The 25,896-nt window shown below is 55.6% G+C and carries 13 protein-coding genes; 3 read left to right on the top strand and 10 right to left on the bottom strand.

The features are described 5' to 3' along the window. Nucleotides 1–66 precede the first annotated feature (66 nt). The 4 genes from H650_RS15940 to H650_RS15925 all read right to left on the bottom strand — a co-directional run bounded on the left by H650_RS15940 (nucleotide 67) and on the right by H650_RS15925 (nucleotide 3,941). The gene (locus H650_RS15940; protein WP_020456149.1) at nucleotides 67–888 is read right to left on the bottom strand and encodes an ABC transporter permease; all 822 of its coding nucleotides are present in this window, start codon (nucleotides 886–888) and stop codon (nucleotides 67–69) included. Next, nucleotides 888–1,718, bottom strand: coding sequence for an ABC transporter permease (locus H650_RS15935; RefSeq protein WP_020456148.1), 831 nt, complete (start codon nucleotides 1,716–1,718; stop codon nucleotides 888–890). The genes H650_RS15940 and H650_RS15935 overlap by 1 nt, the downstream gene beginning before the upstream one ends. A gap of 62 nt (nucleotides 1,719–1,780) precedes the next feature. Further along, nucleotides 1,781–2,926, bottom strand: a complete 1,146-nt coding sequence (locus H650_RS15930) for an ABC transporter substrate-binding protein (protein ID WP_020456147.1) — start codon at nucleotides 2,924–2,926, stop codon at nucleotides 1,781–1,783. A 31-nt stretch (nucleotides 2,927–2,957) separates the two neighbouring features. Continuing rightward, complete coding sequence (locus tag H650_RS15925; RefSeq protein WP_020456146.1) at nucleotides 2,958–3,941, bottom strand: ABC transporter ATP-binding protein; 984 nt, start codon at nucleotides 3,939–3,941, stop codon at nucleotides 2,958–2,960. Between the two features lie 152 nt (nucleotides 3,942–4,093). On the opposite strand from H650_RS15925, the gene H650_RS15920 reads away from it, so the two are divergent. Genes H650_RS15920 through H650_RS15910 form a run of 3 tightly spaced genes read left to right on the top strand, consistent with a single transcriptional unit; the run spans nucleotide 4,094 to nucleotide 6,649 of the window. After that, complete coding sequence (locus tag H650_RS15920) at nucleotides 4,094–4,852, top strand: MBL fold metallo-hydrolase (protein ID WP_020456145.1); 759 nt, start codon at nucleotides 4,094–4,096, stop codon at nucleotides 4,850–4,852. Next, complete coding sequence (locus H650_RS15915; RefSeq protein ID WP_020456144.1) at nucleotides 4,849–5,871, top strand: LacI family DNA-binding transcriptional regulator; 1,023 nt, start codon at nucleotides 4,849–4,851, stop codon at nucleotides 5,869–5,871. Before H650_RS15920 ends, H650_RS15915 begins: the two co-directional genes overlap by 4 nt. A 10-nt stretch (nucleotides 5,872–5,881) precedes the next feature. Next, the gene (locus tag H650_RS15910) at nucleotides 5,882–6,649 is read left to right on the top strand and encodes an inositol monophosphatase family protein (RefSeq protein ID WP_020456143.1); all 768 of its coding nucleotides are present in this window, start codon (nucleotides 5,882–5,884) and stop codon (nucleotides 6,647–6,649) included. Nucleotides 6,650–6,672: 23 nt separating this feature from the next. Here the strand turns inward: H650_RS15910 and H650_RS15905 are convergent, their stop codons facing one another. The 6 genes from H650_RS15905 to H650_RS15885 all read right to left on the bottom strand — a co-directional run bounded on the left by H650_RS15905 (nucleotide 6,673) and on the right by H650_RS15885 (nucleotide 25,890). Next, complete coding sequence (locus H650_RS15905; protein ID WP_020456142.1) at nucleotides 6,673–7,020, bottom strand: cupin domain-containing protein; 348 nt, start codon at nucleotides 7,018–7,020, stop codon at nucleotides 6,673–6,675. A gap of 144 nt (nucleotides 7,021–7,164) precedes the next feature. Continuing rightward, nucleotides 7,165–12,630: a SpvB/TcaC N-terminal domain-containing protein gene (locus tag H650_RS15900; protein WP_020456141.1), complete on the bottom strand. Its 5,466-nt coding sequence runs from the start codon at nucleotides 12,628–12,630 to the stop codon at nucleotides 7,165–7,167. 51 nt (nucleotides 12,631–12,681) lie between these two features. After that, complete coding sequence (locus H650_RS26080) at nucleotides 12,682–13,362, bottom strand: Tc toxin subunit A-related protein (protein WP_286141485.1); 681 nt, start codon at nucleotides 13,360–13,362, stop codon at nucleotides 12,682–12,684. A gap of 32 nt (nucleotides 13,363–13,394) precedes the next feature. Next, a complete protein-coding gene (locus tag H650_RS24255; protein WP_052332813.1) occupies nucleotides 13,395–20,264 on the bottom strand; it encodes a neuraminidase-like domain-containing protein in 6,870 nt (2,289 codons plus the stop codon). Between the two features lie 1,061 nt (nucleotides 20,265–21,325). Continuing rightward, entirely contained in the window at nucleotides 21,326–21,751 is a 426-nt protein-coding gene (locus H650_RS15890) for an immunity 26/phosphotriesterase HocA family protein (protein ID WP_020456139.1), read from the bottom strand. Continuing rightward, complete coding sequence (locus tag H650_RS15885; RefSeq protein WP_020456138.1) at nucleotides 21,748–25,890, bottom strand: RHS repeat-associated core domain-containing protein; 4,143 nt, start codon at nucleotides 25,888–25,890, stop codon at nucleotides 21,748–21,750. Before H650_RS15885 ends, H650_RS15890 begins: the two co-directional genes overlap by 4 nt. Nucleotides 25,891–25,896 lie beyond the last annotated feature (6 nt).

The raw sequence follows: 25,896 nt of genomic DNA, 5'->3' as shown, positions 1-25,896 counted from the left end.
TAGCGTCGCGCCACAGCTACCTATTAAGTGGCCCGGCACACGCCTTTTTGTGACGTCGTCAGATAATTATTTCCCCAGTTTCGACAGCATCTCCGGGCGCATAAATTTATGGATAACCAGCATAAACAGCACCGATGGCACCAGCAGGATCAGCGCGGTAATGGATGACACCTGGTAGTTGCCCGACATACTGGCGGTATAGAGCAAAATGGGCAGCGTGGTGATATCCGGTGCGCCAACAAAAAAGGTGGCGGTAAACTCATCCAGCGATTCCAGGAAGACAAAAATGCTGGCGGCAATCAGCCCGGGCGCGGCCTGCGGCAAAATAATATGGAAGAAGGTGTATACCGGCCCGGCACCCAGGTTGCGCGAGGCGCGCGCCAGCAGCGGATCGAGTGAAGAGAACGCCGCCACGCTTATCCAGATCGAATACATCAAGCCGTGCACGCTGTGCACCAGCACCACGCCCGCCACCGTACCGTTCAGTCCCCACTGATAAAACAGCCGCGCCACGTTCATATACACCGTCAGGTTAGGAAACGCCTGCGGGATGAGAAACAGCAGCATAAAGAAGGCGCGACACGGCATGGTTCGGTGCGACAATGCGTAACCCGCCGGAACAGAAATCAGCAGGCAAACCAGCACCGACAGCACGGCGATCAGCACGCTAATGGAGAGCGATCCCGAGACATCGCTGTAAGGGCTAAACACCTGGCTCCAGTATTTCAATCCCCACTGGCTCGGCAAGGTGTGCGGGAAAAACCAGCTTTCCGCCACCGTCCAGATAAGCAGATTCAGCAGCGGGCCAAACAGCGCCAGTACCAGAAAAGTGAGCAACAGAGTTTGCAGCAGAAAACTGCCGCGGAGTTTTTGTCGAAACGTGGTCATTACAGCGCTCCTTTCGCATGCAGGCTGTGGCGTAAATAGAACCAGGAGAGCGCCGCGCAAATCAGATAGGAGATCACGCCCATTGCATTCGCCACCGGGTAATCGCCGTACGAGTTAACGCGAAACGCCATATCGACGGTCATCATGGTTGGCGTGCCGGTGCCAATCATCAGCGGCACGGAAAGCACCGACATCATCGTCACCGTGGAGAGCACCATCGCCACGCCAATCGTCGGCAGCACCTGCGGCAAAATGATGTCAAAGAGGATGCGTAAACGCGACGCGCCGAGGTTTTTCGCCGCCAGAATATGCGACGGCTCCACCGCCGACATCGCGCCGCAAATCAGTAACGTCGAGAACGCCATCTGCTTCCAGACAAAGGTAATAATGATCCCGCTCCAGCCCAGCAGCGAGGTGGTGTCCATTGGCGTTAACAGCCCGCTCGCCACCAGCACATTGTTCATCAGCCCGTTTTTGGCGAGGAAGGTGCGCATCATCTGCGCGGTAACAATAAAGGGAATAAACAGCGGCAGGCGGTACAAAAATGCCAGCGCTTTCACGATGCCGCGAAACGGCGACAGCACGATAATGGCGGAAATTGTTATCGACAGTAGCGCCAGAATCACCAGGGAAACCAGCACGATAAGTACGGTAAAGAGAATATCGTTCGAGTAAAGCGCAAAAACTTTATCAAAGTGCGCCAGCGTGAAAGGCTGCGTATCGCTGGTAAACGCGGAAATCAGCGAAAAACCCAGCGGCCAGAGGAAAAAGACGGCGATCAGCAGCGTGGCCGGGCCTACCAGTAAGCAGTATTTAAAGGCGTGTCGCATGGTGAACCTGAATAATCACAGCAAAAAAATGCCCGGGCGAAATGCCCAGGCATATCCGTCAGTCAGTTAGAAACCTGGCTCTCGTAGCCCTCTTTGATATCGTCAAAGTACGGCGTGATCGGGAAACTTTTGCCGTATTTCGCTAAATCATCCGGCGAGATTTCCGCAAACAGTTTCTGCCAGGTAGCTGCATCCAGTTTCTCTTTCACGTATTTCGCGTCAATTCCTGGATACCAGTTGAACTGCTTCACAATGCCCTGCGCCTGCACGTCCGGGCTGGTCGCCAGCGCAATAAACTCCTGCGCCAGTTTGGCCTGCGCTGCATGTGCCGGAACAACGTAATACATTGGCTGGCCCGGCATCCCCGGCGCGATTAACGCCAGTTTGATCGACGGCGGCACTTTGCCCTGATCTTTCCAGCTATAGAACATATCGACCCACACCGGCCCCATGGTGATTTCGCCCCGGCTGAGCATATCCAGCGTTCCGGCGTTACCCGGCGTGAAAGTGACGTTTTTATTGAACTCTTTCAGCCTGGCGAACGCCTGACTCCAGGTTTTTTCCACGCTTTTGTCATACGGCAGCGCGGAAAGACGCGCCGCATCAGTGCCGTAAGCGTAAATCCAGCCGACCACAAAGCTGACGCCGGACATGCCGTTTTTAATGCCGTTATAGCCAAAGGCTTTCGGGTTTTTCGCCGACCACTGCACCAGCTCGTCGTAGGATTTCGGTGGGGTTTTAATCAGCTCGCTGTTATACGCGATGGCCGTCTGGCTCAAAAACATCGGCATTACATAGCCATCAACGTTAACACCCAGCGCGTTTTTGGCGTTCTCTGCCGTCACCATCGAACCGGTGTTGATGGACGAGCGGTATTTCTCCAGCAGCCCTTTTTCCACCAGTTGCCCTCCCGCCGCCTGGTGCACAACCGCGACGTCGATATCCCAGCTTTTCGCGCCACTCTGCTGTTGCGCCGTCAGTTTTTCGACAATCTTGTTTGAGCCCGCATCGCCCGGCCCGGTGCCGACCACCTGCACTTTCACGCCCGGATGCGCGGCTTCAAACTTTGGCCCCAGCCAGGTTTTAACGTAGTCGACCATGTTTTGATCGCCCGCCGTCGCCACATTGAGAACCGTTTCGGCGCTGGCGGTGTGAACTGCACCCAAACAGAGTGCGGCGATGACAGCAAGTTTCGGTTTTACTGACATGATAATCCCCAGGAAAAGTGTGTTGGTTGGCTTAAGAAGTTGCAAAAACATGCAGCGCCGTTTCCGGCACATGCAAAATCACCGGCGTTCGGGCAGGCCAGAACTGTGTGGAATCCGCGAGAAAAATCTGCCCCTCGCAGCGCACACTATGACGATACTGGTGGCCGAGAAACGCGCTCTCTTCCACCACGCCATTCAGTACCAGGCCCGGCTGCTCCGGCGTCGTTAACGGGCGGTGCATGTTGACGTCCGAACTGCGAAAATAGAGCGTTTCCCCGCCCGCATCAGCCCGCGTCATGCAGTTATCCGCGCCCATAAAATCCGCGACAAACGGCGTTGCCGGGCGGTGATAAATATCTTCCGGCGTCCCCATTTGTTCGATGCGCCCGTTATTCAGCACCGCAATTCTGTCGGCCATCACCAGCGCCTCTTGTTGGTCATGCGTGACGATTAACGAGGTGAAACCGAGCTTTTTCTGGAGCGCTTTGATCTCGTGGCGCACATTGAGGCGCACTTTGGCGTCCAGGTTCGACAGCGGCTCATCGAGCACCAGCACATCCGGCTCAATGGCTAATGCGCGCGCCAGCGCCACGCGCTGACGCTGGCCGCCGGAAAGCGCCGTCACTTTTGTATCCGCATAATTTTCAAGGTTGACGATTTTTAATAATTCCTGCACGCGTTGCGCAATCGCCTCTTTTTTAACGCGGCGGACTTTTAAGCCATAACCAATATTTTGCGCGACGGTAAAATGCGGCCACAAGGCATAACTCTGAAACACCATGGTAATATTTCGCTGCTCTGGCGTGCTGTAAGTAATATCCCGACCATTAACGGCAATAACGCCGGATCGCACCGGGATAAAACCACATAACGCGTTGAGCAACGTGGTTTTTCCGCAACCAGACGGCCCAAGCAGCGCAACCATTTCGCCCTTTTCCACAGCGAGATGAATATCGTGAAGAACGATATTTTCGCCATAGCCAATTTTCAGTTTTTCAATCTGTAAATAACTCACGGGCGTTCCTTTCTTCAGCTTTTCTTTCACCGATGAACACGTGTTCATTTATTTGCAAAAAAAATGCAACGTTGCACCGACATTATGTGAGCCTACTTTGTCGTCTATTTGTGACAGTTTGATTAAGTGCGCAATAAATTTGGTGGGGCGAAATGAAAATAGATGTTCTGGGCTGCGGTAGCGCCTTCTCATTGCAGCAAAACACCTCGGCAATCCGCGTTATCGATAACGAAAATCGCCAGTTGCTGATCGATTGTGGCCCGACAATCCCGCGCGCGCTGTGGCAGCGCGGCGGCGACGTAAACGACATCGACGCCATTTACTTCACCCACGTTCACCCGGATCACTGCACCGGGCTAACTGCGCTGCTGAATTACTGGAAAAGTTTTCAGCGTCGTAAACCGCTGATCATCTGGTCGCAGCGCGAACAGCGCCCGGTACTGATAAAACTGGCGAGCCTCGCTAACTGGCCGGAAAACGATCTCTGTTTCGACATTGACTGGCGCGACAGCGAGGCCGAATGGCAGTGGCAAGGCTGGCACATGCGCACCGCGTTTACGCACCATGAACTGCCCAATCTCGCCCTGCGGATCGAAGCGGATGGTCACACGCTGTTCTACAGCGGCGATGGACGCCCAACGCCGGAAAGCATCGCGCTGATGCACAACGCGACGCTGGCGTTTCAGGAGTGCGCTTCGGCAACGGCGCTGCCCAATGACGCCTCGCACGGCGATTTTCCCGGCTGCCTGGCGCTGTTCGGCCAACTGCGTTTACCGCGCCTGGGGTTGTACCACTGCAACGACGCCGCCTTGCCCGCGATTGAGCAAGCCTGCACGGCGTATCCGGGTTTGTTTCTCAGCCACGATGGTTTCGCCACCGATCTCAGCCGCCGCGCGGAGGGGAAAGTGTGAGCCAGCGTTTACGCAAACAAGCAGTAACCGCCGAAGACGTGGCGAAGCGCGCGGGCGTGTCCCGCGCCGTGGTATCGCGCGCGCTGAGCAGCAACGGCAGTATTTCGCCCGCCACCAAAGAGAAAGTGCTGCGCGCCGCGCAGGAGCTTGGCTATCAGGTCAATTTCCTCGCCCAGGGGCTTAACCGCCAGCGCAGCCACTTGATTGGCGTGATTGTCGCGCGCATTGGCGACCCGTTTCGCAGCAGCCTGCTGGAAGGCTTGCTGCATGAAATTCAGCGCCGTGGTTACCAGGCGCTGGTCACCGAGATCACCGGCGAGCAGGATCTGGTCACCACGCTGCGCCGTTTTACCCAGTTTCGCGTCTCCGGCGTGATCGTCACCTCCGGCCAACCGCCAGAAGCGATAGTGAACGAGTGCGTCAGCCAGCGCATTCCGGTGGTCGGCATCAACCGCCACCCGGATATTCCGTTAGTCGATTTCGTCTGTTCCGACAATGTATCCGGCGCACGTCAGGCCGCTGAACAGCTTTATCACTCCGGCTGTCGCCGTTTTGGCTGGCTCAACAATTGTGGATCGACCTGGGCGGGTATTCAGCGCGGTGAAGCCTTTTTCCAGGCATTGCAGCAACTCGGCGTGGATACCCAGCAGCAAGTGCGTTGGTATGACGCGCGCCAAGAGGGCTACGACGGCGGTTTTCAGGCCGCGCAACAGAGTGATGAAGATCTGCCGGAGGGCATATTTTGCGCCAACGCGCAGTTGGCCTGCGGTTTTCTCGACGGCATGCGCCAGCGCGGGAAATTCGCACCAGACGATTTTCACCTGATAGGTTTTGATAACACGCCGCAGAGCGGCCAGTTCAGCTACCAGTTAACCACGCTGCATCAGGACGTGGCGGAGATAGCCAACCGGGCGCTGACGCGCCTGCTGGAGCGGGCGAAAAATCCTTTACAGCCTTCCCGCGTTGAGTGGGTTAAGGTGACACTGATTCACCGACAAACATCGCCACAGATTGGCTAAGAGTTCAGATATGAGAGAAGAGTTTACCCAGGCGCTGTGCGCACTGATTCGTCGTCTCGGTCAGCAGGCGAAACAGCTTCGTGATAACGGGCTGACCATTGAACAGAAAGGTCGTCAGGATTTTGTCTCCCAGGCGGATGTGTATGTCGAAACCGAGCTGCGCGCCTGGCTGAAAGCTGAACGCCCGCAGGATGGTCTGCTCGGCGAGGAGCGCGGGCTGGAACCAGGCAGCGACGGCGTATGGGTTATCGACCCGATTGATGGCACCACCAACTTTATTCTCGGCATGGATTACTGGTGCATTTCGGTTGCTTACGTGCGCAATGATGCCATCCAACTTGGGATAATTTACGCCCCGGATCGCGACGAGTTTTTCTTCGCTGAAAGCGGCAAAGGCGCGTTCTTAAACGGTAAACGCCTGAGCCTGAGCGAACCAGACGCCGACGCGGTAGTGCTCGGCATTGGCCGCTCCAGCCGCAGGCCGCCGCGCGAATATACGCAAACCATCGAAACCCTGTTTGAACACGGCGTGGAGCATCGTCGCTTTGGTGCGGGCGCGTTAATGCTGGCGCACGTAGCCGCCGGCCAGGTGCATGGTTATTTCGAAGCGCACCTGCACAGCTGGGATGCGCTGGCGGGGCTGGTGATTATTAAAGAAGCGGGCGGCATGCATAACGATTTTCTTGCCAATAATGGTCTGACGCAGGGCAATAACGCCTGGGCGGCAACGCCGCACGTGTGGCAGCGCCTGCAACCGATTTTACTGCCAAATGGTTAAACCCGCTTTCCAGGGAAAACGGCTCATTCGGGCCGTTCTTCTTCTGGGTATTCGTAGTGAACCGCCAGCCAGATGGTCGGCGGTTCAGCCTGTGTCCAGTTCACCCGATGGCGGCATTGCGCGGGGATATTGACGAAATCTCCCACCTGCAATACCCGCTCTTGCACTTCGTCTTCAAGTTGCAAACCGGCGGCGCCCTGAAGAATCAATACCCACTCGCTTTGCGGCTGGCAGTACCAGAAATCAGGCGGGCTGGCCTGACCGGTAGAGACGATGCGCTCAATTTTCAGATCTTTTCGCGAAAGCAGATTGTCAAACGTCTCCGCGTCATTCGTGCTCGCGGGGAGATCATGTAACAGGTTGGTCAGCATCGCTTTCCGCGTACACACAGGGTGTCCTTATTGTTAGTGAATACCATGGCGCGTTTTATATGGACTGTTTATGACTCGCACTAACGGGGAGATGCTTAAAAGCGCAAACGGCTCCACAGAGCCGTTTGCTAAAGGTGTTTAAAACTAAAGCGTTTTTTTACCGACAACATACATTTCAAATTCATCAGTCCGCCCACTGGTCGTATCAACCAACTCACCTCCAACCGTTAGCGAAACATTGCGATGAACACCATCATCCCCCACATCCGTTACCCAGCAATTATAACCAGAAGTCACGCCTGCATTCGCAAACACAGAGCAGTCTCCCCATTCTGACCACAAATATGGTCCCCAATATCGTCTCTGTGAAGCATAAATAACATCGGCCATGGAAGGCATCTCCAGACCATTTTCCTTACACCAGGCGTCAGCACCCGCCCAGTTTTTTTTCTCCCCGCCTGCCGTAACAAACCATTTACTTACGGTAAAGGTATGGTAATACCTCGGCGTCCCTGTATCGATGGGGATTGCTATGATGGTCACCGTATTATTGGTGCTGTCCGGCGTATCAATAAACGTGACATTAGCTTCACTGTCTATGCTCACCCACGGTTGATCGACTGACCATTGGTAAGCGCTGTTGTTTGATGCATCTCCGTTGAACCAAACCTGAAATTTCGCACCAAGGATACCTGTGTGTGGGAATTGAGTGCCCCTATAGAACTCGTATCCGTTCACCGAGAGCTTGGTGTCAGCCGGCACCAATTCAGGGATAGCTAAAACGTGGAAAATTGTCGAAAGCCCCTCAAGGTCATTACCGTTAACCTTCACCGTGAGAGTGACATCACCCCGGGTTTGGCTACCTATCATCGCGTCATATGAACCATCTTTTCTGTCAGAAAAAGCGGAACGAATAAGCTCTGCCATGCTACTGACAAGCTCAACGTGTTGCCCTGCAATCCGGTTGCCATAAATATCTTTTAGTACAAGTGTGAGGGTTGACATGCTCGCCCCCGTGTCAACGACAGACGGGGGATTTGCCGCCAGTGTCGACAAGGTTGGACTCAGGTGATTAACATCGGCTATGAAAGTAACACTGGCAGAAGCGCGATGACCATCGCTTGTCGCGTCCACCGTAAATTGCCCGGCAATAGTAGTGGTCAATATAGCCGTTACGCTACCATCAGCCCCGGTGCTCTGCGTAAGCTGTTCAATGTTGACGTCGCCATCACAGCTCAACGTCACAGCTTTACCGGCCAAAGGATCGCCATACGGATCATAGGCTGTAACTTTGATGGTGTTGCCTGCCGTTTCACCTACTACACCATTGTTGGCAACGACGGTTATTTCAATCCACCAGTCTGACTTAACGCCGAAAAGATCATTTTCATCTTCGCTGACCACAAACCACGGCGTGTAAAGCGTGCGTCGCTGGTAGCCCTTGGCAGTTAGCGCCTCTCTTTCACGTCCGAGAGGATCAAAATAGTGCGTGTCGGCATACAGATCAGTGCGCGCGCTGTCGTCTTTCACCCACTGCCAGCTATTCAGAAAATAGGGTTGATAGGTGCGAATGGCCTGGCCTTTGTTGTCATACTCCGTGCGGCCACTTACCGCCCAGCGGTTGCTGGTCTGCGCCATTTCAGTAATCAGCGTTCCATCGCCCGCGCGCTGCCAGGCCTCGCCCGCTTCAAAGCGAACCGAGGTTTGCAATTCACGACCGAAGCCATCGCTGAAGACCACCGTCTGGCGGATCTGTTGTTCCTCGCTGCCTTCCCCTCGATCATAACGATCGGTTGTCAGCACCAGCACATGGGAGGGTTGTTGTTGGAGGCTACTGCTCCCTGGGCTTGAATAAACCAGACACTGCGCCACCGGTAACGGTGGTTGCAGCGCCAGGGCTTCATCAATATCGTTCGGTGGGGAGAAGTCGGTATCGCTGTAACCCGCCTCCACACCGTTCTCGGTGCCGCTAAAGCGCTGGCTGTTCACGCGTCCCAGCCCATCCAGCGTGACTTGATGGATGTTATTGTTCACATCGGTAAGTTTGACCGGCGTTAAAAACCGCCAGTCATATTCGGCCTGCGTCGTAAGCCCCGCGGCATCCACCACTTTGGTCACCACACAGTCGTAAGCATCGCGGGTCAGGGTAATCGCGCCGGTCAGCGCCGAATCCCGCACCGTCTGCGGCAACCAGAAATGCTCTGCCGGGCCGTAGGTGGTGAGGTTACGCCGCACCACCCACGCGTTGAGAAACGAAAGCCAAATGTACCCTGCGTCGCTAAGCACGCTGTCGGTCAGATCCTCTCTCAGCGTCGCCACCATTTCGGCGTCCAGCACCGCCGTTTCGATCAATCCGACACGCGGAGGGAAGGCTGGCAGCTCGGAAGTGGGATTGTTATTGCCGTCCAGATACCAGGGTTGATGCCAGCCGGCAAAAGCCTGTCTGGCTGGCGCCCCCAGCGGCGCGCCGGAAATACTCAGATCTTCGAGCGTTAACCCCGTTTCCGGGGCGGTGGAGTAGAGATAAACATCGCTCCTTATCGCATCCTCCAGGCCGTTAACCCATCTCCCGGCGGCCATATCATCAATGCTGTACCAGTGGTTTTCCTGGCGGGTCACCACCAACTGCTGCTGTTGGTCGTCGTAGCTGGAATCAAACAACGTATCCGGTAGCGTATACGGGTAGGGGCTGGTTGCCGGTTTGGCGCGGCGCGGATAATTGAGCGTCATGACATAAAGCGGCTGACCATACTGATCGCTGCAGAGGGTGACCTGCTGGCTACACTGCGGATCGTTGCTTACCCGTTCATAGACATAGGATCGCGTTTCGGCGTTTATCGGCAAGACCACCGGATAACGGGCCTCGCCCGCTGCCACCACCAGGCGAACCTGCGGGCGCGATTCACTCACCTGATACGGAATGGGTTGCGAAGCACTGTCATCAAGGCCATACAACTCGCTGCGCAACAGCATGCCTTTCGTGGCGCGGCGTAACCAGAAAGCCTCGTTCTCATCCGGGGTATAAACCTGCTCATTATTGCCAAAACCCCGGGTATAACGGGTGGAATAGTGCTCAAACGCGCCACTATCGCCGGACCACCACGCTTGCGGCATACGTTCATCAATGGCCGCCAGACCGGTGGCAAACCAGTTACGCGTCAAAGACGGCTGGCTAATTTCCGTCGTGGTGCCCTGGCTGGTCCGCGTATCGGTGTCCTGTATTTCGACATAGCCAAACCCCCGGAACTCACGCTCTTTACCATCCCACGCGCCGGAACGATAACGCGCCGTGCTGACCAGTTTATTTCCGGTGAAGAGGTCTGTTACGTCAGTGCGGGCAAGCAGATGAAGTGGAAACGGCAAATAGCTGGCCGGAACGGGTTCTCCTGCCGCCGCTGCCTCGTGTTTCTCATCCAGCCAGAACTGGGTTGAACTGCGGTAGGTGAAATCATGCTGCGCCCCAATAATGTTTTTCATTTTGTTCAACAACCAGGGTTTTACCGAGGTGATATTACACACATAGTGCCGCGGTTTCGGGTGAGGAACGGTCAGTATCAGGCTGGCGATACCCATGCCCTGAATATCCGCGACGTGCAATTCACAGGTGTTATCGAAATGCACCCCATCCGGCAGTTTGAACTGAAAAGGCATTGCAAAGCTGTTCCCGGACTGATTGATTAAGATGATGAGATATTCTTGAACGGCAATGATTACATCTGTCGTGCCGGAGCCATCAACATCGGCCAGAAAAATATTTGAGGGAATAAACTGTACCCCCATCCACCATCCCGCCATCTTCACCGGCGCGCCAAACTGCCCATTTCCTAAATTGGGCCAGTAACGCAAGCTGTCTTGTTTTATCTCGACCAGATGCTGCTGCCCGCTGCCGGCCATATCGCTGAACGCCACCAGAACCCGTTCATTAGTCCCGGGAACTGGCAGTTGGACGCCGGTTGGTTGCAACACATCCTGCGCTTTTTCCCAGCCATCGCCGGTTCCGGCATAAAGCCGCACGCTTTTCGGGCCGATAAGCGCCAAATCCGCCAGCCCCGCGCCGGTGATATCCGCCAGCAGACTGCGCGGGTGAAGGTACTCCACCGGGTAGGCCGAAAGCGGGGTGAAATTGAGCCATCCCCGTTCCGGTGTGCGTCCGTAGTAACCGTTGACGCCCGCCGAAGTGACGACCCACTCCATATAGCCATCGCCATTCAGATCCGCCAGAACACCGCCATCGCGGAGCGCGGGAATGGTCGATAACCGCTCAGGCTTATCCCAGGTGACAGCATTGGCATCACTGCCTTGCTGGCGAATGGGCGCGCGGTACCACCACGCCCCGCTATCCTGATACAAAATGCCGGCAATCCCCTCGCCATTGAGATCAACCATCTGATAGGGCTGGCGGCTATTCAAATTTCCCAGGTCTTCACGTTCTTGCCATGTGATGTCCCACTCCATGGAATACCCGTCATTCACAAATTTACTCCAGCCAAACTGCACCTCAGGCAAGAAGCTGAACGTACCATTGGCATTCAAACCTGACTGCAAGACGCTCACGAGCGTCGTGACTATCAGTGATTCTTCATAGCGCAACAGGAGGCGGGAAACCAGTTGTGGCACGCTTTCGGCGGTGCTGCCGCCTAATGTGTCGGTAAAGTGATAACTCAATACCTGGCGGCAGAGACGGCGAGTACGGATTTCAAAACCATACTCCCAACTGGAGAAGCAATCCTGGCGGCAAGCCCAGTCGCCAGTACCTGGCGTGACCCAATCCGGCACCATATACATATCCACGTTACGCTCGCCATAATCGAACACCACCATAAACAACCAGTCCGTAAGCGCGGGTTCGGCCGTCAATCCGGGTAATACGCGCCCGGCAACACGGTTGCCATAGTAGACGGCCGCGAGATAGCGTTGCGCAGTGGCATTCGGATGCGCGGTGATTTCAGGTCCGGTACACCCCGTATTATCTTCACTGCGATACAGCCAGTAGATCTGTTCCCCGGTTGCCGAAACGGATGACTCCAGCAGCCAGATACCCGCCTTCTCTGCGGCTTCGGGGTGACTAACGCGAGCCTGCGCGGTATTGCCATAGAGATACACCTGGCCATCTGGCGTGTAGAGGAGCCAAAAATCACGCGCGGCAGATCCGCTTTCGACCCAATATTCAAACCGACTAAAATCGCTCTCCACGCGGTAACGATAACGGTGAACGGTAAAGCCGCTGCCGAGATCGACGCCAAGCAGTGAACTGGCGGTGCGGGTGCTCGCCGTACCGTCATCAGCGAGAAACGGCACAATGACTTCGCCATTTGGCCCCAGAAACTCATCTGTATCGTTATAATTTGGCACCCCTTTTTTCGTGCGACGACGAATGGCGGGTGCATCAACGCTCCATCCCATACCGAAGGGACCATTGCCAGAGCGGCTGTAATAGCTCAGCGCCAGCGAAGGCGCATACCCTCTCCCGGCATTAATGGGTAGCGGTAGCGTCAGAGAATTTGCGCCATCCGGACCGGCTCCCGCCACATCACCTTTTACACCAGAAATCGCGCCGCCACCTTTTGGCAACGACAGGGTTTCAGGCCTGACAATATCTGTGTTTTGCATGGCTGCGCTCCCACAGGCTCCCCGCAGGGAGCCTGAAATAAAAACATCGATTTAGCCGGTAATGGTGTAACGGATATGCAGAACGATATCCGCCAGGCCAAGCAGAAGTTCCTTTTGTTCCCCGCTGATATCCGGGAAGCTGAGGGTCAGCGTGCCGCTGTCATCCACCGGGATCCCTTCAAACGGCAGCCAGCGACCATCATTAAAATCAAGCTGGAACTGACCGCTGTCGTTCATGCCGTGCGAGACCACTACAGCCTTGCACCCCTGCGGTAACACCACGCTGCCGCCATAACTCAGCACGGCCTGAACATCCTCATAGGGTCCCACGGGCAGTGCCAGCGTGACGCTTATCTGTTTGATACGCCGCCGCGCGCCAAGCCCGGCGGGGTAATCATCGAGAATGCTCAGATCGGCGAGCTTGACGCTGGCTTTCAACTGCCCGTCGGCTATCGACAGTGTGTTACCCCCGCTACCTACACTGCCCGACCCGTTGATGATCAGGGATGGGGCCTGATCGGTGAGGATGAACGACCCGCCAGCCCCCCCGCGGTAAAAATCTGCCAGCGAGACGGTTTTGTTCACCTCCAGCATCCGCGCATCCTGCTCGATCCACGCCTGCGACATCCGCTCCAGCTCCAGCATCAGCGTCTCCCCGGCCATAAAGCCCATCCAGCTTCCCTGCCACGCCCCCGGTTTGATAAAGGTCGTCGCCTCATCGGCAAAGTGCAGTTGCCACGCCCGCTGTGCCAGCAGGCAGCGCGTCAGCGCGTCAGCGCCGCATCATAGAACTGGTAGTAAATCGATGACAGCGTACCGCGCAGCCAGCTGTACAGCGCCTGCCCGGTGAACTTGCCCTGCAGGTAATCAAGCTGCGCCTGCGTCTGCGCCAGCTGCGTTTCCACCTGCGCTTTCTGCAGCGCCAGCCCCTCGCGCCGGACACTCAGCGACGCCAGCTGCGTGTCCGCCAGTTTGATCTCCGACTCCGCGTTATTGCGCTGGATCTCCCACTCCTGGCGGCGGCGGCGGTAGTACTCCGACTGGCTGACTTTATCGCTGGCAATGCGTTGAACATCGGAAGCGATCTGGATCCCGATCCCCACCGCCGACAGTATCGCCCCATAACGACCACCGCCATTAGCCAGGCCATAGATATTGGGCACCATACTCAGCGCCGCGGCCCCCATATGCAGGGCGTTGGCCCCTTGCGCCGTGACAGAGGAGGAGAGCTGCAGACTCATGGCCTGAATCTCCCCGGCATTAATGTTTTCGTCATACAGTTGCCGGTAGCTGTTGCGCCGCTGCTCGGCGGCAGCGCGGCTCACCAGCAGCGCTTCCCTGTCGGCATCCAGCTCCGTCAGCGCATGCTCCTGCACCTGAATGCTCTGGCTCAGCAGCGCCAGCCCCTGGTTCTGCAGCAGCACGGAGAGCGCTTCCGCGTCCTGGCGTTCGGTGATGACCTGCATCGCGTTGCCGAACTGGATAAGCTGGCTCACCACCCCGCGCGCACTCTCCAGCAGCGTCGGGAAGCGCAGCAGCGGCAACGGAACCGTCGGCAGCGAATCGCCCCCGCTGGCTGACATCACCGCCGCGCTCAGCAGCGCCGACGGGCTGGCCGGTGCCGCGTATACCGGCAGGTACAGCGCCTGGCCGTCAATTGACAGGTTATGCCGCAGGTTGTAGAGCCGCTGGCGCAGCGTCTGCCAGTAGCCGCTCAGCTTGCTGTTAAACTGCGGGTAGAACAGCCCCAGCAGCGAGTTCGCCGTCCGCGTTTCCACAGCCGGTACTGTTTCAGCACGGGCCCTGAGCAGCTGCAACTGGTAAGCCTGCTGTAGCGTCTGGCTCGCCGCCGCGCCCAGCACCGGGCTGGACCAGCTTCCCTGGCCGTAGACCAGCGAGTCATACGGTTCTTGTCCCAGCAGGTTCAGCGCCTGCACGTACCACATTTTGGCTTCGTTCAGCGTGTCGCGCTCCAGCAGCCGGAAGGCGGCGTCGCCGCGCGCGATGAGCAGATCCAGCACGCGCATAAAGGTGGCGACCTTGTAGTGCATCGGGTCGGACTGGGCCACCGCGTCCGGATCAACAGAATCGAGCGGATTGGGGTTCCACGAGGTGTCCTCTTCCAGCGGGCGCACGTTCCACGACCACGGCGCTGGCGCACCATTGCTGCCGTAATAGCCAGCCGGGTTCCAGATATACTTCATCCAGGTGGTGGCCTCCTCGAACTTGCTCTCCTGCAACAGGCGCTGGAACACCATCGACGGCACGTAGAAGAACATCTCCCAGAAATAGAGCGCATTGGCACCGGTGAAATCCATCGGTTCGGTTTCATCCGCCAGAATAGTCACACTCTGGTACATGCTGATATCTGAAGTGGTGTTAATCACTATCTCATCGCCGCTATAAATAAAGTGCGCGCCGCGCCATCCATTATTCGCATTAAGCAGTGGCATATTGGCGTAAACCATAAATATCTGGGCGATAGCACTGGTATTAAGCGGCGTGTCATCAAGTGGGACAAACAACCTGATAGTGATAGGCGTATCGGCGAATGTGCCTGAGTAAACAGGATATTTTCCAGTATTATCATAGACAAACATCATATAGAGCGAAAACGCGCGGCTGTTGCCATGCTTGCTGGCATCGTAGGGGGGGATGACGAAATTGCAGTAGAACCCTTTTCCCAGCTTCGGTTCCTGCAGCAACTGGGTTTCCATGGAAAGCACGGCGTCCAGCCCCAGATTCGCACGAGCCACCAGTTGGCGGGCAAACAGTGTGTTAATTCGCGTACGGTAAGGTCCGCGCTGCAGATATTGGGCACCGGTATCAGTGTAATGAAGAGACATTACTCGGGCCGCGCCATTCTCCGGCTGATAGAGGTTTAACTTGCCGTTTTGCGAACCTAGCTCTTGTCCCAGAGTATTCCTTGCAATCAGATTCACTGAAATTTCAAGTTTCCCTTGTTTAAAATCAGCAAGTGGAACGCTTAATACCGCATTTACGATGTTATAAGTAGTATCCCAGCCCTGGGTTGTAGGATAATCTTTCCCTGTAAAAGCTTGAGCTAATGTTTGTCCATCATAAAATTCGATCTTCACATCCACAGGGTCAACTGCTGTGGTATAGGTTATTGGCTTCGAAAATTCCTGGACGGTATGGTACTGATAACCAGGAACATAAATAATGCCTGAATCATCAAGATCGCTCTCCACACAATCAAATGTCCAGCTATTAGCTTGGTCTAAGTAATAGAGTGCTGATGTTCTCGGCAAAAAATAACATTCTTTGGCAAAGCCGTTTTTAAAATCAACAGTAGGCGTTGGCTCCAGTACGTTTACCTCAGCCATGCCACATGGACCTCTGATGCCATCGTTTTCAAGCGCAATAATTACAAAAGTAGAACGTACCACTCCAGCTGTAGGCATTGTAAAAAGATAAGGTTGTGTGTAAATCCTATACTTATGCCCGGGATTCTGTGTTTCCCTTATTAATTTCATCCAGGCATTTCTGTTCGTCCCCTTCGCATCCCCATTATTCAAGCCATCGAAAATATATCTGATAGTAGCATTAAAGTTAATATCACAATGCAATCCATCTTCATTGAGAGAAATACTATTTATTTTATAACCACCAGATTTCATTATTGATAAATTTTCATAACCCCAGGAATAACTTAGTTCTCCTATCGAATAAGTAATAGCAGCAGTAACCACTAAGAAATTAATCCGTTTTTCTTTTTGCGTATCATATTCCCGCCAGATATAACCATGGTAATAATTAGAATTCGCCAGAAGGGAAATTTCATGCTCTTTGGATATGGTTACCCCTGACACCGTCTGATTTTTATTCTCCGATTCGCTGCTGGCGGGAGTATAAAAAAGCACAAGTATTCGTGAGTTATCATCATTGCTATTTGAACAGTAAAGGTGTTTTGCTGGCAACGCGCTGATATCCCCGGAAGGCAGGTAATCCGACAGCTTACCGTTCAGCGGCGTGCTCCAGGTGCCGTCATGACGCAGGTACGAGAAGCTGAGAAAGTAATCCGATGCCTGCGTTACCGTGCCACTGTTGTTCTTCGCTATCGGCCGCTCCGTCACCCACACCACATACAGCCGGTCGTTGAACACCACCGGATGCACCATATTGTTGTACGCCGCGATACCGGTGCCGATCTCCAGCCACTCGCTCCATGCCGTCGCCGGGTATTTCCCGTCCGTCAGCATGTTCTGCTGCAGCGTGCGCCAGTAGTATTTCTCCCCTTCGGCCATCGATTTACCGATAAACCACGTTTTCCCCTCCTCAATACTGGCGTTGTCGTGGTAGGCGCTCACCACCTCCAGGTTCGCCACCTTCTCAAACTGCGTCATGTACCCCCGGAACGCGTCCCCCACCGAGTCCGCACTCAGCTCACTCTGCCCGATGGTCGCCAGCATATTGTCCATCATGCTGGTCTGCCCGGTGCGCACCGTCGGATCGATATAGTTTTCCGGGTAATACACCAGTTCCGACACCCCCGCCCAGGTGCTGTAGCGCTTGTTATACCGGTCCCAGTCGGTGAAGAACTGCCGGGTCAGCACCGCCCGCTGCACCTCCGTCTCCAGGCCGTTCTGGCAGCGGTTGACATACAACTGGATGCTGGCGATCGCTTCCGCCACCCGTGTGGTGGTCACCTGCGACGAGGCCTGCCCGTCGATCAGCAGCCACGCGTACAGCTGCTCGCGGTTGTTCACTTCCGCCGGTCCGGCCGTCTGGATGTAATAGCTGCTCAGCGCCGCGCTGGTCAGCTCGTCCAGTTGATGGTGCAGCATTACGGTATGCTCCGCGCTCAGCCCCGCCTGCAGCAGGTTGCTCACCGCCAGCCAGTCGTCATATGACGGTGAATTATCTGCGCTGATATTTGTATATTTCAGTGCCACCACTGCCGCCGCTGTCGACGGTGTGCAGTTCAGCACCGCCGAGAAGTCCAGCCACTGCAGCGTCACGTCCAGCGTTTTCAGCGAACGGATGACCCCGCCCGCCCCGCTGTCCGCCAGCGCCAGCGCCTGCTCCACCGACTGCGGTGTCGCCCCCAGCGCCTGTGCCAGCAGCGCGGTGGTCAGCGTCCCCGCCTCCAGCGCCGCCAGCACCTGCTGCGCGTAATCCCCGGTCTGCAGGATGCGCCGGTTCATCCGCCCCAGCAGGCGCAGCGACTCAATATCCAGCGGAATGACGCTCACCCCGCCGGCAAACCGCGACGGGTCACTTATCAGCATCGATAACAGGTAGTCGCTGATATCTGTTTTGCGCACCAGCAGCGCCAGCTGGGCCAGCGCCTGGCAGAACGCCACCAGCTGCCCCGTCTCCGCCTCGCTGCGGGTGTCCTTCAGCACCAGCGCGATAAACGTTTTCACGTCCGTGCCGCCCGGTTTACGCACATCCAGCCAGCGCAGAATGCTCTCCGCCCTGCCGGACTGGTTCAGTTGCCCGGCGGCGGCTATCACCGGCGCGATGTCACGGATAAGCGCCGGCGTGTCGGCGTCCGCCTGACCCACCGCCCCGCGCAGGGAAGCCACCAGACTGCTGATTTCCGGGGTCAGCACCGGGCTGTAGTCCGTGGTGGTCATCAGGTACAGGTCACCCACCGTCCAGCCCAGCTGTTTCAGCCAGCGGGTGGTGCTGTAGACAAAGTTCACCGCCGCCGCGAAACCGGCGGTGTCCAGCGACGACAGCGGCACGTCCTGCCACGGCGATACCGCCAGCAGCAGGGCCAGCTCAGACGCAGAAAGGTGGTGAACCTCCGCCAGCAGCTGCGTGCGGTAGAGCAGCGCCAGGTTATCCGCCGTGGCGGTGAACGCCGTGTTCTCACCTGCCGCTATCTGCCACAGCACCTTCAGGTCGGCACCGCTGGTGTGAAAACCGCGCTTGATGACGCTGGCGCGAAACAGGTGGTCCGCGTCCTGTGAATCCCAGTCCACCGGCGCGCCGTCGGCGCTGAAGGACCGGTTACTGAGCGGCGGGGTGTTGAACAGCGTGGTGAAGTAGCTGTCCCGGCCTTTCATCCCGACGGCGCTGATGCGCCCCCCGGCCAGTACCAGCGCATCCTCAAAGCGCAGGCTGTAGCGCTGCAGGTAGTAATAGCTGAGGAAGCTCAGCCCCAGCATACCGGTCGCAAACGGCTCCGTGCCGGGGTGGTTGTAAATCAGCAGGTACATCTGCTCCGCCGTCAGGCGGCAGGCCTTGTACAGGCGGATGATTTTGTTCAGGTAGAGCAGGTACTGCTCTGACGACAGGGTGTACTCACGGAAGGTGGCCTGCGCATAATGATAGGCACCCGTATCGTTCCTGATCCTGGAAATACCGATGTTGACGCCCGCAGTGAGCCGTTCTGCCGTCAGTGTGACCGGGATACTGTAATGCTGATTTTGTACAGGAGTGAGCTCCCCTTCATATAAATCTGAGCTACTACCACCTCCGGTACCTATCTCTAAAATCGACCTGTCAGCGAGCGTTGAGTTGAAACTGAAATTCAACAGATAGCTGTCACTACCCTGTGGCAGCAGTTCCATATAATTGAGTTGATCGGTCTGCCCGCTGCGAACAATCTGCATCACCTCCCCCGCCGTACTGTCATCACCGGAGACCAGCGTGGTCAGCGCGTTGTTAACGTAGTACGGCACCGGCTCGGAAAAATCGTGGTGCGTCAGCAGGCTGGTTAAGGCCGTCAGATCTTCAGCACTTACATCGTAATACCCGGCCAGCATATAGGTGTTCATCAGCGTGTCGGTGGTGATCGTGCCGAAGTTTTTGCTGTACAGATCGGCAGCACTACCGGCGCTGATCTCCTCGGTCAGGATGCGGTACAGCTCCGGCGACACATCCGCCACGATCGCCAGCAGCGAGTTGAGATCCACCTGCTGCGCAATCGCCGGGTTATCCGTCAGCGCGTTCAGCATCGGATCCTGCAGCAGTACCGCCAGGCGCGCGCTTTCATATGGCAGGTGGTACGGCGTGTTGCCGGAGAAGCGCCAGGCGGCGAGTTTTTCCATTACCGCGTCGCCGTCCGTCCCTTCCCGGCTGGCAATGGCGTTCAGCACGATATCGTTGGCGATGGAGAGCGTGGTGACTTCCGCGTCCATATTGTCCTGGCTCAGCGCCAGCCGGGACAGATCCGGGCGGCGGCTGTCCAGATGGCGCGCGTGGCCGGTGGTATGCAGGTCGCGGGCTTCCCGGTAGAGCTCGGTCAGGTAACCGGCAGGCGAGAACATCGATGCCACCGAACCCGGCGAAACGTACATTTGCGCCCGGTTGCCGAACGCAGAGTTGTAATCCCGTGTGTTACGGTTCTGGCTGATCCCCAGGCTGACCGCCTGCGCCAGTTGCGGGTTGGCCCGGCTGAAGGTGCGCACTTCGGTTTCGGTGTTTTTTTTCTGCGCATCGCTGATCGCCTGGCTGAGGTACTCCGCCTCGCCGAGCGTTAACACATCCTGATAGCTGGCCCAGATTTCGGCAAAGGAGTTGGGCATCAGTGAGGCGAGCAGGCTGTTTTCATCAACCAGACTGCTTTGGGTGACCACGCCACCGTCATCTGTCCCGCTGGTGCGGGCAAGGCTGATTTTGTCCAGTATCGTTTTGGTATCGTAATAAGAGTCGTACATAAGGTATCCCCTCAACTTTTTTAAATAGGGAAGGTTGTATGTGACAGAAGAGCTTTTTAACGTGCAGGTAGCGGGGCCACCATTTATTCATGGTTGCCTGTTTCCATCAGCAAAAAACTGTCCACCAGCTCTCCTGGACAGGATCAGCCGCGTTTATTACCGCTATTTCATTCAGTAAGCGTTAAATGACCTCGCCATCATGCGAGCAGATAAGCAGCCCGATAAAAGGAAGTTGAAATACAGCGTAGGAGATCATTTTATATCGCTCCAGCGAAGGTTGATCATTGGCTAAAAGCGGAATAACAGCCATAAACGGGGGGAATTCAAAGAGATACGAAAGAGATTTTATAAAATTAAAATATTCTTTCAGAACTTTATCCTGGATATATCAAACAAAAATCCGTCAGAAACCGGATGTGGATTTTAACGTTGCATAATTACCTAGGATAATTCATAAGTTCATCGTAAAAAAAATAAGACTAATCACGTAAAAAGATAAAACCAGGAATTATCATGATCTTTTCGTGCGTAAATATATTTTTAAAGCGAGTCGTTATTGCGAAAGATAGTCGCCTGCAAGGGAATATATTCTTCCCCATAATGGGGTTCTTTAGCAACATACTGATTACTCTCCTTTAAAGTGTGCAAGGAGTGCTTTTTATCGGGTAGAAATCAAAAGGCGATAATCTTCTTTTTTGGTCGAACTCAGCATTGAACAGGCTAATTTACTGATGTTTAAACGATCTCATTCCTCACTCGCTTTGGTGATATATAATACTTGTCATTTTTTAAACTCATTAAAATCATTACTGGCTTTTAATATAAATAACCGCCAATTTTGTAACTTTGCCTATAATAAATCGACGACAGACCACCCCCTTTATTTTCCCCTTAGCGACAATATACAAAAACAGAATTATGGGCCTTAACCAATATAAGGCGCTGTACTCGCGAAAAAAAACACGGAGGGAATGTTTAATCAATAAGTAGATATAAGACATGCCTGGTAAGGTAAAAGTATTAACAAGAAGTGAAGCGCAACGTCTTCACTTCTTTATGCATCAATGTTGCGCCAGATATTGCTGTACCAGCTCGTTACCGGCAACGCCCATTACATTGAATTGCTTGTATTCGCTTTTATCAAGCACTCTGACGTACTCATCGCCATTGTACAAATGCCCGGCGCTATGGAATATTTTCAGCTCGTTTTTCCACTCCGTCAGCGGGATATGACCAATGATTTCCCACTCACCACTTTTGAGGCTATCAACCGCCGCAAAGATCACATTAGTCATGCCTCTTGAGTTTTTAAACTTCAGAAACTCATCGTGTTGCGGAATGGTTTTATCAGCCTGAATGCTCAGCACGCCAAATGCGAAAGCCTTTTTAAAGCGCCCTTTTAAGGCACAGACGATCTGACACACGGCAAACCGACCATCGGCAGTTGGGATCAGAAAGATATCACCTTCCTGGTACTTTTGACTCATATGCTACCCCTTATGATAGACAGCGCGTCTTGTAAGATTTCTTTACCCCATGCTGAGCTATCGCCAGCGATTTTATAGGTGGGTGCGTTTTTATTTCCGGGGCGGTAAGAACGGATATCATTCAATAAATTCGTTAATGGATTCATTGACTTAGCACCACCATGCATACCAATAAGTTTTTCTTCCAGAAATTTAGCTTCAGCTTTGGTTAAGTTGTTGTCAAAAATGATCAGCTGTTCCAGATGCGATTTACCCGGCGTTTTCGCATGGGCGTTTAAACGGGTAGGTGCATCACCGCGCCCAACATAACGGATTTTGCCATTCTCGTGCAGAATATATAACCCTTGCCCTTTGGCGCGGTTGTACTTCTTCTTCGAGCCACCGGGCGGGCGCGTAGACGGCAGCCCCAGGCAGCGCTGCAAGCCGAGCGGATCGCTCCATGCCAGTGGATTTGGCGCATATTGGTATACGCTAACCCCCGCCACCATCCCCACCGGATCCTGGCTGATATAGGCCGCAATGTTCGGGTCATAATAGCGATAGCGGTTATAGTGCAGCCCGGTTTCCGCGTCGTAATACTGCCCCTGAAAACGCAGCGGATTGTCGATGCGGCTGGCGTAAACCTCTCCTTTCTCGCCCCAGATGCCGCTTTTCTCCGACCAGACAATCTCTCCCTGTGGCGAGGTCAATCTTACCGGCGCACCGTTGGGATCGCAGTGGTAGTGCCAGCTCTGCTTTTCACCCTCTTCTTGCGTCAGTAACGCCAGCGGCCAGAAACTATCCGGGTAGTAGATATATTCCCGCATCTCACTGAACAGGTTAGCCTGCGCTTTCTGCCGTTTTAACCTGCCGCCGGTATCGAAAATACTCAGCGCGGCCAGCGGTTCCTGTAACCTGGTGACCGTTTCACCCGCCAGCACATCATCCTGCCAGTAAAACCAGCGGGTTTCGCTCGCCGTCTGCTTGAATACCCGTCGACCCAGGCCGTCATAGCCATAACGCACCAGGCTCTCGCCTTTACGCACGGCGACCAACTGGCGATTGTCATCCCAGACAAAATCCTCTTTTTCGTCTTCGCACTGGCTATCCCGCCGCTGGCGTAGCTCACCGGCGCGGTCAAACACATAGCGCACGCCGTGGTGAATGCCTTCGCGAAACCAACCGCCCGCGCTGTCATTCACCTCGCGCGTTTGCGTCTGCAATTGATTACCGGCGGCATCCTGCACAAATTGTCGCAGTGCGCCATCCGGTGCGATATGCGCCGTCAACCGTCCCACCGGATCGTAGCTGTAGCGATCGCTGCCCCACAGGCTATCTTCCCGTAACGTCAGATTCCCGGCACGATCGTAAGCAAACCCGCTGGTAAACAATGGTAAATCGTGTTGCAGCACCTGCTGGGTACTGAGCCGCCCCAGTCTGTCGAAAGTAAAGGTACGCAGGACATCGGCGGAGAGCTGTTCGCTCACGCATCGCCCGGCCTCGTCGTAGGTGAACAGAATAGGCGCATCGTCGTTAAGCTGTATCTGGCTGAGCCGTTCATGCTCATCGAGGTGATAATGCACCTGGTGACCACTGTCGCTTTCGCGTGTGATCAACACACCGCGTTCGTTGTAACCGTAGCGCAGTTGAAAACCGTCCTGCTCTTCCAGCAGGACACGCCCGGCATCGTCATAGCGCCAGCTCAGCCGCCGCCACGGGTTTTCACACAGCACCATCCGTCCGCAGGGATCGTAATGGTATTTAACCTGTAACGTGTCGCCGCTGCGCCGCTCCGTCAGCCGTCCCCTTTTGTCATAGCCGTAGCGCACTTCGCGACCCAGCGGATCTTCACGACTTATCAACCGGCTGGCCTTATCCCAACCGTAACGCGTCACCTGCCCCCAATAATCATGCTCTTGTGTCACCCGCCCGAGCGCATCGCGCGTCAGTTGCCAGCGTTGGCCATTTTGATTCACCACCGTCACCAGGCGATCTTCCGCATCATAGAGAAAGCTCAGCGTCGCGCCGTCCGGGGTTTCGCAGGCCGTCAGCATGCCGCTGCCGTTATAGCGAAGCTGCGTAGTGCGCCCCTGCTCATCGGTGTAACTTACCGGGTCATCTTCTCGATCGTAGACAACACGTATTTCCCCGCCTGCCGGATCGGTGGTTGCCACCAGACGGTCTTTGCTGTCCCAGTGAAAACGGGTTACCCCCCCGCTTTCGTCAATACGCTCCAGCAGCGTTCCACGGACCGCGTGGCGAAGCTGTATCGCGCCCGCGCCAGCCTGTTCAATCCGCTGCGGAAAGCCATAACGATCATACTGGTAGCGCGTGGGCGAAACACCGGGCACATGCGCCGCACAAAGCTGCCCAAACGCGTCGTACTGATAACTTGTGGTGACGCCGGTGGGATCGATTTCGCGGGTAAGATTACCGGCCTCACTGTATTCCGAGCGCCAGACCGCGCCTTTCTCATCGGTAAGCGCCAGTAATTGCCCGTCATCGTCATAAACCGCCTGAATCACGCAACCATCGGGCATCTGTTCAACAGTCATGCGCCCCTGTTCGTCATACTCCCAGCGGTGCGTGCTGCCGTCCGGCTCTGTCACTTCCACCGTGCGGCCAAAATCGTCATAGCGGAACACGGTGTTGCCACCCAACGGATCGATTTCCGAGACGGGCAGGCCATTTTCATCAAAGGTGATACGCGAAACAGCACCCTGCGAGTCGGTCACTTCCACTTCGTTGAGCAGCGCGTGGTACGCAAAGTGATAATCCCACACCCCGCCATCACCCCAGGCGTGGATAACCTGCCAGGCCTCGTTGTACTGGTAGTGAAACCCCTGCCCGTTGCGATCAACATGGCTGACCATACGACGCTGCTGATACGCAAAACGGCGCGGATGCGACAGCGCATCGATCTCTGCGCTCAACTGGCCGTGGGTGTCATATTCGTAGCGGGTAAGCGGCGTTATCTCTCCATCCAGCGCATTATGCAGACGCAGAGAATGCAGACGGTTTCGCTCCTGTGTGACGAGGATTTCGCGCCCGGTCATCCCCGCGTGGGTGTACTCGCGAATTTTCCGTAACTCGCCCTCATCACGCTCGAATTTCCAGCCATTACCGCTACGATCGACAATATCGGAAATCGGCAGGGCGCCCTGTTTGCCGCTAAAGTGCAGCAGCGGGCCGCTTTCCTGGTCCACCCGCCACACCACCTCGCCATCACAGGTTTCCCGCCACAGGCGGCTGCCCTCCGGCAAACCGTGAATGGCATGTTCGCGTCCGTCGCTTTGCGGCAACGCAGCAAATAATGTCATCCCTTCCGGCTGCGTCAGCAGCGCGACGCCCTCTTCTGCCAGCACATCGAGGCGGATATCTGCCGGGGTTGACCAGCCAAAGCCGCACACCCCTTCGACCTCAATATCCGCCGACGAATAGGTCCGCGCCCACGCCAGCGGCAGACGACCCGCTAACAGGAAATCCTGCTGTTCCAGGCTGACGCTGCCGTCGCGAATATCCACCGGTTCGGCGCGCAACACGCGGCACTTGAGGAAGCCGGAGTCCATATTGCGAAACAGCTTTTGCCGCAGCTTACGAAAGCGGCGCATAAACAGCCGCCACTGCGGCGTTTTCTTCAGTTTCTTGAAGCCTTTACCCAGCCCGCTTAACCCGGCGCGCATCAGCAACGCCATCAGGTTGATGGTCGGCGGGCCGCCCACTACCACGTTATTGGGAATGGCGAGGTTAAAGGTGAGCGGGAGCGTGAGAGAGAGCGGTTTTGGCTTGGTGGCGCGCTTGAGGCGAAACGGCGGCACCAGACCAATAATGTTGCAGCTCAACACCGGCATGCCGATGCGCGAGAACGGCTCGCCGTCCACCGAGACGGTTTTGCTGCCCATAAACAGCTCGTCTTCAATCTGCGGCCCGCCCGGCGCGCGTAGCGGCGGCACCCATACGCCGCCGACCGGAATATGCACGGCGATGCCGCCCGTTCCTGCACTCGCACGCTTAATGCTGTTGACGTGCACCGTGGTGCCAATCAGCGGCAGGTAATCGAACACGTCAAAAACAATGCCGATATGCGGCGTTGGCAACGGCCACGGGTAGGTATGAATATCCAGCCCGAGCTGCGGATCGAAGTGCGCGCCGGAATGCATAAGTCT

It is taken from the genome of Enterobacter sp. R4-368 (assembly GCF_000410515.1).
Taxonomy (GTDB): Bacteria; Pseudomonadota; Gammaproteobacteria; order Enterobacterales; family Enterobacteriaceae; genus Kosakonia.
Note: the sequence above shows the minus strand (reverse complement) of the source record. Positions and strands in the feature narration are given on the sequence as shown.